Source organism: Enterococcus sp. AN402 (assembly GCF_040719405.1).
Classification (GTDB): Bacteria; Bacillota; Bacilli; order Lactobacillales; family Enterococcaceae; genus Enterococcus; species Enterococcus faecalis.
The window spans coordinates 1,578,967-1,591,295 of sequence record NZ_JBFDTM010000004.1 but is presented as its reverse complement, the minus strand read 5'-3'; the positions used below and the strand labels follow the sequence as shown (position 1 = coordinate 1,591,295).

The window sequence follows — 12,329 nt, the reverse complement described above, 5'->3', positions numbered from 1 at the left end:
ACGTAAAAGATATTTTTTGAGATTATTGCTGTATTAGACATGAAAAATATTTTTATTAAAATAATCAAAAACAAAAATAGTGACCATAAGCGAACAACCTTATCAAAGAAAACTATTAAAGTATTAGAAATATTATCGTTGTTTTTCATAAATTGCTGATCCTTTCTAAAATAGATTATATCTAGCCTATTTATTTTAGTATATATTAATAGTGTTATTTCTGCAAAAATTCAATAATATATAAAGATATTAAAAAAGTATTCTACTATCAATTAAGAACCAATAGGGTATGCTTGTTGGTTCTTTTTATGCTTCTATTGTTACCAGGTTGTGACTTTTGTATTTAAATGATCTGTTTTTTGAGAGATAAATGGCTTGTTGTAAAGCAAATTCTTTTAGCATCACTAAAAACTACTGTTTTAAAAACATCCCCAAGCGTTTAGACATTTCACTGGAATAAATTCTTAATGCTACGCCGTCTTCTGATTGATGATTTCTAGGGAGACTCCAAAGTAACTGGCTGTCTATAATGACAAATTTTTGATAAATATTTTCTTTGAAACACAGTTGGTAATTTAAGCTCTTCAATTCTTTGATGTAGTCCCTGTATCTTTTTTGATAATTTAATGGGATTATTTGAATCGGTGGTAAGAATAAGCACTTATTTTGTATGTTATTCTGTAAACTTAATTCAACTAAAAATTTGACCATCATTTTATCAAGAAACGGAAGACTAATCATCAGCGTTTCTTTGGCATTCATTACGTCTTTAGATAAAATATTCTGATAATCGGTATTGAATAAATTACTTTTATACAGTTCTGATTGTTGGTCATCCCATAGCTGATAACCTAGCTTTTTATATGTCTGTAGTCGTTTTTGATACATTTTATAAATCATTGGAATTGCATAATCTACGTAGTCATAAACCCGCAGTTCTTCTTTTTCTTCTAAATTCCGAAGCAAACGCTCTAAATATTACTTTAAATTATTGTGACTTGAAATAGGCATGGCCAAAATCAATGTGTCTAGTGCGGGCAAGTCAAATCCTTCTCCAGCATAGTTACCTGTTGTTAATAAGACAAATGGTGTTCCTTCTTTTTTTAACAGTAATAGTTCTTCACGTAATCCTTTTGTGCTCATTTTTCCATTGAGGATATAAAGTCTACAATCTTGATCTTTCTTCTTGAGTTGCTGTTCTAACAATGTTAAATGCTTGATATACCTTGTTAGAACTATGATATGCCGATTTTGTTGTAAATTTTCTAATGTATCTAAGATAATCTGTTCTGTTCGTTCTTCAGAATCTATAATCAATTGATAATTTTCATGAAGCGTCTGTTGCTGAACCGTTGTAAGTTGTTCACCCACAGAAGTGAAGCGCATATATAGTTTTTGTGTAATATGTGTAGGGATTTCTTTTTCCGCAATATGGCTTATTTCTCCTAACCGCATGTAAAGTATATTTTCGAGTCCATCCTCTCTGGTAGGTGTAGCCGTCAGTCCATAAATATATCGGGTTGCTGCTTTTTTTATAACATCTTCAAATGTCTTTGCTGCAACATGATGGGCTTCGTCGACTATAATCATTCCATAATCTTTAAACAATTCCTCTAGATTCTGTTGCTTCGTAAGAGATTGGAAAAGTCCAATATCCACTAGTTTACTTCTGTTAACAGAACCACCGTATATTTTTCCTATTTTTTCCTTTTTTCGTTTCCGACCAGTAGGAGTCTGCTCTTCAAAAGGTTCTCCTTCAATTTCTAAAAAGTTTTCCAAACTTGCTTTCCATTGATTAGCTAGATTCTTGTTATGAACGAGTATTAAAGTACTCACCTTTTTCTCTGCAATTAACTTTGCTGCAACGACCGTTTTACCAAAACCCGTTCCAGCGCACAGAATACCCATAGGTCGTACCATTAGATCTGTTAACGCTTGCTCTTGTTTTGGGTATAAAGAACCTTTAAAGTTTATGTTTAATTTTTCTCCGTGCTCTGTTTGATAAACAAATGAAGCATTTGGAAACAGACTATGAACTTGCGGTTCTAAACCTCTTGGCAAATATACAGTTGAATCAGTTATTTCAGCTAAACAAATAAATCGTGGAATTCCTCTGGTAGACTGTCGTTTATTTTGAGCAACGTAAAAAGCCTTGTTATGAAAGGTGGCTAAAAATTTTAGTTGTACAAGTTCTTCCTTCGTCAAATCACTTCTTTTTAGTTCTAATTGATTACGCACTACTATATTGATTTTGTTCATAAAAGACGTGGATAACTTAAGATCAGACTCAGTAAATAACGATATTTCTTTATCACAAAGTTTTGATTGTTTAAAAGTTGTCTGATAGTATTCCGTGGGTAATACATAGTCAATTTCTTTAACGATTCGTTCTATTTGATTCTGTTTTAACTTAGGTGTAGCTTCTAAAGTACCCCAAATATCATCAATCAAACTAAAGTGTTCATCAATAAAACGACTGGTACCATTTTTTACTTTAGATCCTTGTAAAGGTAAAGCGATTAAATTACCAAATCCACCATAGGAAAGTTCGTCCTGATTAGGGAACATTCGATCATAGGACTCAAAGGTCAGTTTTGGCTGATCTAGCATTGCATACTTTAAAAGTCCCAAACCAAACTGTCTTACAAGTTTAGCTTGAATGGCTTCCACAAAGAAAAACCAAATATGACAACCATTTCCTGATTGTGATAATTCAATTAATGGAGACAGACCCAATTTTTTCGCTGCTTTAACAAAGGTTAATCCCGATTGTTGCCAATCTTTTTTATCAAAATCAAAAGCTAAAAAGTATACGGTATTACCTTCAGTTATAGGATATATCCCATAAAAAGCCTCTCGTCCACTTCTGTCAAATCCTCTTAGGTGGTTGATGATTTGTTCGTCTGAAATAGGTTGGAAATTTTGAAATTGACATTTTGTACATGGAAAATTTGCTTTTTTAATCTTTGGGCAAGGATACTTTTTACGAGAAAGACATAGAGGATAATAAACTCGTTTTCCGTTAGAATTTTTAAAACTTGTGGCTAGCATGTTTTCTCTTCCTCTAAAATACGATCGATACAGTTGAACTTTTGCCAATGTTGTTCTTTTTACTTTTGTAATTGCTAGATCTGTAATGATATTTGCCTGGAATTCTAAGGAATCCGCTATTGCGTAACTTCCATTTGCTTTTAAAAGAACAGATTCTTTGCCTGAAAAATAATCAGGGTAAATAGCAACTAAATGAACTTTCTGGTTGTTTTTTAATGTGTATGTTTCACCCACTTTAAGCATAAATAAAAACCTCTTCTCTTAGTTGAATTTCACTAATATTATACCATGTAAAAATAACAAAGCCTTTGTACAGAAAATGGAGATTTTCTGTACATGCTAATTTTTAGCAGAAATTTCTTTTATTTTACTAGATATACCGTTCAACACCCCATCGATTAATCTATGTTCATTTATACTATCAAGATAAAGATATGATACAATGGATAAGTAAAGGGGAAGATTATATTGAAAATTGGTTGCGCAAGAGTTTCAACAGGACTACAAAATTTAGATTTACAGAAAGATAGTTTGGTTAAGTTTGGTTGTGAAAAATGTTCACCGACCATATAAGTGGAATTAAAAGTAAACGCCCAGGTTTAGAAGTAGCTATAGAATTTGCTCGTGAAGAAGATTTCGTTGTTGTTTGGCGTAGGGATCGATTGGCCAGAAATATGGAAGACTTAATTTCTATTGTCAATCAATTGAATGAACGAGGGATCATTTTTCATAGTCTTCAAGAAAATAATACGATGGATAAAACAAGTTCAACCGGCTAGTTTATGTTTCATTTGTTTGCTGCATTTGCCGAGTTTGAACGAAGTTTAATTCTAGAGCGTTCAGCTGCTAGTCGTGCTTCAGCTAGAGTTCGTGGTCGATTTGGTGGATGCCCAAAAAATTATCTGTGAAAGATTTAAAATTACTCATGACACTCGTTGATAGCGGCACGTAAAACAGTCGCGGACAAGTGGAATGTTTCTCGTACAACCGTTTGTCGTTATTTGAATAAATTGGAGGCAAAAGAGAATTGCAGAAAGGAAAAACTCTCTCACTAGTTTTTCGGAAGAAAAACGTAGGTATGCTCTGAAAAAGTATAAAGTGATTGAACCCTTCTTAAAAATTGAATTGTCGTTAGTGGATATTTCTAGTAAAGAAAAAAATCCTATAAGAACACTCTCTCATTGGAAACAAAGATTTCTTACACTGGGCTTAGTGTGACTGGTTCGCGAAGAGCGCTCGGATAAAGGAACAATCAATCTGCCCAGAGAACTTATTGATTTCATTGAACAATTGGTATTGAAAAAATGAGCATTGCTACGATTCCTCGGAAAGTAGTCACTATTGTTTCTCATGACTAAGAAATAAAGTTTATTCCAAGCTACGACCAAGTTTATAAAGTAGTAAGAAATATGGCTACTTCCTTGGTCTATCTTTCTCATCATGGGGAAAAGAAATACGAAGAACAGTTTAATTTTGTTCATATCTAGAGAAGCCAGTAACTCTAACGAAATCTGGCAAGTGGATCACACTCTACTGAATATTGAAGTTTTTGATGAAAAAGGACAGAAAAAACGGACATGGCTAATGATCATTTTAGATGACTACAGCAGATGTATTGCAGGGGATAACTTGTCTTTTGACGCGCCAAGTGCCATTCAAACTTCCTTAACTTTGCATCAAGCTATTTGGACAAAAAGAGACACGGAATGGCCTATCTGTGGAATTCCAGAAACATTTTATACCGATCATGGCGGAAGAAGAATAAGATTTTTAGAGGGCAGAATCGCTAGCATATAAGGATTCTGTTCTGTTAAAAAATTTTCTAAAACAAGTATAGCAAAGAAAGAATATACGATGCCAAAAATGTTAAGTATCAATGATTTTTATTTTGGATGCATTGGCCCAACCTTTGAACTAGATGAGGTCACCCCAAAATTTGCGACCGAAACCTGAACTGATGAAAATGGTTAGGTCATTCTAGATCGCGAGAACAAGCCAAGAAACTTCTATATCGATGAGATTATCGGGTACAAATATAATGTAATATTTGCAGCGTTCATCTTCATATCCTCCTTATTGTCCTAAAAATCCACCAATGTATACCGCTGAGCCAACAATGCCCCCAACTACCAATTCCTTGCAAGCGTTGTTTAGCAGTATAGCCACCGACTACAAGTACCAATTCTTCTTTGCTTCAACTTTAAAAATTTTTCATAGTAAAACTTCCCATATAATATTACGAAAAAATATATCATTCGAATTGAATTTTTAATGTAACTTGTCTCAAAATGATTAATTTTTTACTGAAATGTAAACGACCCTATTCATCTGTGTCTTTTTAGTGTAATTTTTGTTTATTTTCGTTTCAGCTGCAGTTCTATTCACTTTAGGATATGAATGAGAGATTTCAGGACAATTCGGAATAATATTCTATGAATACAAGTATATTTACACCATATTAAGTGCTAGAGAAGGTGTAAGTACATGAGAAAAATAAAATTGATTAAGCAACATGATGAAAAAGATTGTGGTGTTGCCTGTCTTTCTATGATCCTAAATTTTTATGATACGAGCGTTCCTATCAGTAAATTACGCTTAATGTCAGGGACAAACAGCCAAGGTACCTCAGCTTTTGGATTAGTCCAAGCATTAAATGATTTTCAATTTCAAACGCAGGTTTTTCAAACTGATGAATCAATTTGGAAGGAAGAATACGTGACCTATCCATTGATTGCTCACGTAATCATTGATGGAGCATTCTTCCATTACGTTGTCGTTTATGGAATGAAAAATGGGAAGTTGCTTCTGGCTGATCCGGCTAAAGGAAAAATTGAACGAACGCCAGAAGAATTTTCTTCGATATGGACAGGAATCTTATTAACTACTACTCCTACTGAGAATTATCATCCCATACAAGATAGATCCAATGGTTTATTCTCTTTTGTTCCGTTATTGGCAAGTCATAAGAAGACAATTGCCGGTATTGTACTTCTTTCTTTTATATTAACTGTGTTTGGCATCATAGGTTCTTATTATTTTCAAGTGATAATTGATCGAATTGTTCCTTCAAGATCTGTTAACTTATTAGAAATCATCTCAATAGGTCTTTTGTCAATGTATGTGATACAAACACTATTCCAGTATTTTAAACAGTATCTTTTAATTAGGTTAGGACAACAGCTAAGTTCTTCGATTATGCTTAAGTATTTCAACCATGTTTTGAATTTACCAATGAACTTCTTTTCAACAAGAAAATCAGGGGAGATTGTCTCAAGATTTTTAGATGCCAACAAAATTATCGATGCCTTGGCAAATGCCACACTATCCCTATTTTTAGATGCCAACAAAATTATCGATGCCTTGGCAAATGCCACACTATCCCTATTTTTAGATGTATCAATGGTTATATTTATTGGAACTGCTTTGTTTTTACAAAATCGTCTTTTGTTTTTAATTAGTTTCAGCACACTTCCAATTTACGGTTTAATCGTCTTTCTATTTATGAAACCATTTGATCGAACTAATGAAGAACAAATGGAATCTGGTGCTGTAGTCAATTCTCAGATTATTGAAAGCTTGAAAGGGATAGAAACTATAAAGTCCTTTAATGCGACAGATCAAGTATTTGATAAAGTTCAGAGTCAATTCAAAGAGATGATGGATAAATCATTCAAAAATGCGAATCTTGATAATCTACAATCGAATTTAAAAACGGCGCTTCAAATAATAGGTTCTACCACGTTATTGTGGGTTGGTACGTACTTAGTAATTGAGGGGAGCCTGTCTATTGGACAATTGATTACTTATAATGCCCTGATGTCTTTCTTCACAACACCTTTGCAAAATATCATTAATCTTCAGGTAAAGATTCAAACGGCAAAAGTAGCTAATGATCGATTAAACGAGGTTTTCTATCTGGATCGAGAATTTCTGGGTGAGGCAACCAGTCAACAAATGAATAATGTTGAATTGTTTACGAAAGAGCCATTAATTGAAGTAAGGGACTTATCTTTTGCCTATGGATTCGAAGAAAATGTTCTAAATGATCTTTCTTTTTCAATTAATTCAAATGAGAAAGTAGCAATCGTTGGGATGAGCGGATCTGGTAAATCAACGTTAGCCAAATTACTTATGAACTTTTATAGTGCTGAAAAGGGAACCATACGCATTCAAGGTATTTCTATTCAAGATATCTCAAGGATCGGTTTGAGAAATATGATTGGATATGTATCACAGGAAACTTTCTTTTTTAGTGGCAGTATCTTTGAAAATCTGATTTTTGGTTTAGACTATCACCCCACAGAGGAACAGATTATTTGGGCATGTGAAATGGCTCAGATAAAAGAATATATTGAAGGATTACCCCTTAAATTTCAGTCACCTATTGAAGAAGGTGCTAGTAATCTCTCCGGTGGTCAAAAACAGCGATTAGCTATTGCAAGAGCTTTACTAAAGAATTCAGATATTCTGATACTCGATGAGGCAACTAGTGGATTAGATACTCGTATGGAACACCATATCATTCAAAACTTAATGAATATGGAGAACAAAACTATTCTATTCATAGCACATCATTTATCTATTGCTAAAGATTGTGATCAAGTATTTGTTTTAGATAATGGACAACTAGTCGAATCTGGCACGCATCAACAATTGAGAACACTAAATCGAACATATGAAGAACTCTGGGAAATGATGACAACCACATAAAAAATGAGGATAATAGAGGTCTGTTAATACACTGCCTATTTTATATGATTCTTGTTATAATTAGAGGACTATCAGAATTAGGAGTGTTTTTATGGTATTGCTTGATTCTCTTTCTTACTTTTCAATAGAATTCTTTGATCTTATTTTACTATTTATATTGATACACTTATTAACCAACATAAGGTCCAAATTATTTCTTATAGGTATATTGTTACTATTAATACCTCTTACACTAATTTCAATGATGAATGCATTTTTAGGAATACTTGCAGTTATTCTCTCAATAGTTTTATTTTGTATTTATAGATGGAAACGAAATGATATACGCATTCTTATCAGTGATCTTTTTGGGATACTCCTTTCAGTATTGATATATTGGATCATTCCATTTTTTACTTCTAATTTAGCTAGATTTATTTTTAGTCTTAAAATGGATGCATTAAATAATCGAGGAGCTTTAGTAGTTGTTGTTGTGATTACAATGAATTGGCTTTTTTCCCTAGGAATTGCAATAATAATTCAGCGTAAAATATTAAGACAATCCTTGTCATTGGAAGAAAATAAAATTTTTACCATGCAACTAGCTATATTAGTCATCATAATAATTTTATTTAGTGAAGTTTTAAGAGAAATGCAAGCTCTGGGTATTTTTAGCCTGATAATGCTTGGATTTCTTATTGCCCAGTTTTCACTTACAATTTATTTTACCTATCTTTCAATAAAAAAGAATCAAGAAAAAAGGGAGCTTGAAAATTTAAAAGAAAAGATGGATATGATGAATAGCTATACAAGTGATGTAGAAAGAAACTATCAAGAGTTAAGAAAATTCCGTCATGATTATAAGAACCTTTTAATTGGTTTAAATGCATCACAAGAAATGAATGAAATAAATCGTGAATATTTGGCTGAGATGTTAGACTACTCACATCAGATGATTGACAATAGCGTTATGCGTTTTTCTGAAATTAGTAACATTCAAGTTCAATCTTTTAAGTCACTTATGGTTACTAAACTTTTGCAAGCAGAACAAGAGAACATAACCGTGCATTTTGAATGCCTAAAACCAATAAGTAATTTTAATCTAGAAGAAGTTAAACTAGTTCGGATAGTTGGAATACTGATGGATAATGCAATAGAGGCCGCGAAAGAATCGTCTGATAAAATACTAAATGTTTTAGTAATTGTAAATATTGATATGATAGAAATTTCTATTGAGAATTCATATAAAGGAAAGTTACCTTCATTAGGGTTAATGAATAAAAAAGGGTTTAGTAGTAAGGGACCAGATAGAGGTCTAGGATTAAACAACCTAAACGAAATATTATCAACAACAAAACAAGCTGATATTACGCACTATGCCGTTGATCAGCTATTTATTTCTACTCTAAATATAAAGAAAGCGTGATTAGTATGGCATTGCCAATTTTCTTATGTGATGATGATTCATCATTAGCTCAATACTATAAGTCTGTGATTGAAAACTGGATCATGATCAATGATTATGATATGGAGCTCATTTTCGCCACTACAGATCCGGATGATATTTTTCTATATCTGAAAAAAATAGTATTACCAATTGTTTATTCTTTTTGGATATTGATCTCGGTACGTATCTTGATGGGATCGATATTGCTCAACAAATTAGAAGTGATAACGAGTTCGCACAAATTGTTTTTATTACTTCACATCAGGAACTAGCAATAAAGACCCTACAAAGACAGATATCACCATTAAATTATATTGTGAAGGATAGTCAGACTGAAAAAAATCAAATTCAAAATGTACTAAATAGTTGTCACCAAAAAACTTTTATTGATCGTTTACCTAACCAACGACATTTATCATTTTTGATGGGTTCAAGAAGTATCAAAGTAGATATTTCGACTATTTATTTCATCGAAACTTCTCCAATCCCCCATAAATTAATTCTATATGGTGAGGATATTATGTATGAATTTTATGGAAAGATGGATGATTTAACAGATGAGTATCCTGAATTGCTTCGTGTACACAAATCATTTTTGATCAATCCACAACAAATAAAATCAATTGATTACAAATCTCGTACTATAATATTTCCAGAGGAATACTCATGTAATTTTCCACTTGTTAAAACTAAGCTATTGAAAAAAATGTTTCATAATTAGTTGATTAAGCTTTATCAGTATGCATCTAAAAATCTCGCAGATATATTCGGTGAGTTTTTAGATGCTTTTTTGCCATTTTTCAGTCATATGAATTACAAAGATGTAAAAATTGTTGTATACAAAACGAATTTGACATACTTGTACATATCGTAAGTGTTTAATTTTGTTATAGTGAATATATTAAAATTAGTTTCATTTTTTCAAAAAAATATGTTCATATGGCTTAATTTAGATTTTGAGATAAAAAAATACGATGTTATGACAATTTAATCCCTTCTTATATGGAAAGTCATATAATTTAGTTACTAATTAAGAGGAGTGATTACATATTGAATAAGAAGAAGCTTACGAAGCAAGAAGCAAAAGCTATCAGAGGGGGAGCGCGAAGTGGTGGATCAATATTTTCGGGAGGGAAAAATGCAGTACAAGATTTGTTTAATAAAGTGAAAGACTACTTTAAATAGTCAACGTCTCATACCGTAACATTCATGATTTGATCTGTGAGTTGATAGTTTAATTACTTGATACTACTATCGTTCTTGTATTTTTTAAGATTAATTTTAGATATTTCATGATAAAATTATTTTTTGTAATGTTCACTGTGCTAGAATTTTCTTGTGAAAATAATAAATTGGAGGTTTTTTGAATGGGAAAAGTAATGATGTTGTCAGTTGAAGATGCCAAAAAAGTAATTGGAGGTAGTGCTTGGAGTAAATTAGGACAAGTTGTTGGTGGGGTAGCTACAGGAGCTGCTGGAGGTGCAGGATTAGGAACCGCGATTTGTGGACCTGCTTGTGGTGTTGTTGGTGGACTGTATGGTGCTGTAGCCGGTGGTGCTGCCGCTGGTTGGGATGCAAAAAAATAAAGGGGTGTTTTGACTATGAATGAAAAAGCATGCACAGTTTATCTTTCTAATCAGGAATTAAAAGCAATTGGGGGAGGTAGTGCAGTAGGAATTTTAGGTACTACTTTATCAGGAGCAACCGCAGGTGTAAAAATATGTTCGGCTGGTGGACCATATGCAATGGCTGCTTGTGGGGTAGGTGGTGCTTTGCTAGGAGCTGGTTTCGGTGCATGGACAGGTGCCTAAGAAAATCTTTGGAATAAAAGTTCAAGACTGGTTCATTTCAATAACTAACATAGTAATGTTTGTCATTTTTTCTAAAATATGGAATGGGGAAAGAGTGTTATCGAAATTTCTATTTTTAGGCTTTGTTATATTAGTAAATATTATTATTTTATGTAATTCAAAATCAACAGGTTCAAAAGAATAACTCTATGAAAATTCATCTAGAATTAAAATAGACTAAAAATAAAATTGAAGGCCTATAACAATCTGTAAAGATTAAGGAAGTAAATGATTCTGAACTAATTAATCTACTGAAAAGTGATGATTCATATTGAATCTTGGTTGGCTATAAAGAATGCCCTTACTGCCGAGAGTTTTCAAAAATGTTAACACTACATTAGCTGATCTTAAGTCTTTTAATTACTAATTCGAATCAGTACAATTAAGAATCAAAATACAATTTAATCGGTAGAGGATGAGATTAATATCTCGTCCTCAATTTATTCTGAAAAATGGTACTTTTTTGAAAAGATTAAAACAAATAATTAATCCGTATATCTGAAAAGCTCAGACATCTGCATATTGACTGGCACATAGATCTTCACGAAAATGTTCACTACATGAGGTTTAAGTATTGAACTCATTATTAATGCCTAATTCTTTGAACACTTCAGATAAATGAAGTCTCTTTGAAAGTGTTGGAACTAAAATTACTCTATATTACTTTCCTATGTGTCCCAATTTTGAATGCCATTCTTTTGATTTTTAGTTCTATCTAGTGATATTTGAAGGTTCTCACTGCTTCTAAAAATATTGATATTCCATAGAGTGATGTCTACTACACCGTAGAAAAATTCATGGCAGTGATTTTACTTCAGAACATTTGGAACAGGTTGAAGTAGATTTAAGAATTCATTTAGTTTTTTCAAAAGTAGGTGTTCCAAGGGGACGTGGCAAAATCGAACGGTTAATCAGCTATTCTTAGAAAATCAAATAGGATATATTGTCAATTCAAACACAGACATCCTATTGCCTATCCACGAATTTAAATTACGCTTACATGACTTTTTAATTAAAGAGTATAATTATCGCGAACACTCTTCTATAACAATGCCGCCCATTTATAAGTGGAACGAGGAGAATTTCTTACCTAATATACCTGAAAAATATACCTGAAAACTTAGAAACGCTAGACTTATTATTATTAGAAGTTGCAAAGACCAGAAAAATTCACCCTGATGGCGTTCATTTTCAAGGTATTCGCTAATGAATATAAATATTTGTGTAATGGCATTTTGCCAGAATTATCCAATTACTCCGTGGATCTTAATGAGCTAGTTTCCGCTAGAAAC

The 12,329-nt window shown here is 32.5% G+C and carries 9 protein-coding genes and 1 pseudogene; 8 read left to right on the top strand and 2 right to left on the bottom strand.

All coding sequences use genetic code 11. The annotated features are described in order from the left end of the window. Window positions 1-411: 411 nt before the first annotated feature. On the bottom strand, window positions 412-966 hold the full coding sequence (locus AB1I62_RS09090) for a hypothetical protein (RefSeq protein WP_367019207.1): 555 nt from the start codon (window positions 964-966) through the stop codon (window positions 412-414). Between the two features lie 12 nt (window positions 967-978). Beyond that, a complete protein-coding gene (locus tag AB1I62_RS09085; protein ID WP_367019206.1) occupies window positions 979-3,294 on the bottom strand; it encodes a DEAD/DEAH box helicase family protein in 2,316 nt (771 codons plus the stop codon). 225 nt (window positions 3,295-3,519) lie between these two features. Between AB1I62_RS09085 and AB1I62_RS09080 the strand changes: the two are divergent. From AB1I62_RS09080 to AB1I62_RS09045, 8 genes and pseudogenes are all read left to right on the top strand, one after another. Beyond that, window positions 3,520-4,106 (top strand): annotated as a pseudogene (locus tag AB1I62_RS09080) (recombinase family protein). A 385-nt stretch (window positions 4,107-4,491) separates the two neighbouring features. Next, window positions 4,492-4,848, top strand: coding sequence for a transposase family protein (locus AB1I62_RS09075; protein WP_367019204.1), 357 nt, complete (start codon window positions 4,492-4,494; stop codon window positions 4,846-4,848). Window positions 4,849-5,535: 687 nt separating this feature from the next. Then, complete coding sequence (locus AB1I62_RS09070; protein ID WP_367019203.1) at window positions 5,536-7,761, top strand: peptide cleavage/export ABC transporter; 2,226 nt, start codon at window positions 5,536-5,538, stop codon at window positions 7,759-7,761. 91 nt (window positions 7,762-7,852) lie between these two features. Next, window positions 7,853-9,166, top strand: a complete 1,314-nt coding sequence (locus tag AB1I62_RS09065; RefSeq protein WP_367019202.1) for a GHKL domain-containing protein — start codon at window positions 7,853-7,855, stop codon at window positions 9,164-9,166. Window positions 9,167-9,350: 184 nt separating this feature from the next. After that, complete coding sequence (locus AB1I62_RS09060) at window positions 9,351-9,908, top strand: LytTR family DNA-binding domain-containing protein (RefSeq protein ID WP_367019200.1); 558 nt, start codon at window positions 9,351-9,353, stop codon at window positions 9,906-9,908. A 329-nt stretch (window positions 9,909-10,237) separates the two neighbouring features. Continuing rightward, complete coding sequence (locus AB1I62_RS09055; RefSeq protein WP_367019199.1) at window positions 10,238-10,372, top strand: hypothetical protein; 135 nt, start codon at window positions 10,238-10,240, stop codon at window positions 10,370-10,372. Between the two features lie 182 nt (window positions 10,373-10,554). Beyond that, window positions 10,555-10,773 carry a bacteriocin gene (locus tag AB1I62_RS09050; RefSeq protein ID WP_367019198.1) on the top strand — a complete coding sequence of 73 codons (219 nt, stop codon included), beginning with the start codon at window positions 10,555-10,557 and terminating at the stop codon, window positions 10,771-10,773. Window positions 10,774-10,788: 15 nt separating this feature from the next. Continuing rightward, entirely contained in the window at window positions 10,789-10,998 is a 210-nt protein-coding gene (locus tag AB1I62_RS09045; RefSeq protein WP_071865042.1) for a bacteriocin, read from the top strand. The last annotated feature ends 1,331 nt before the right edge of the window (window positions 10,999-12,329 follow it).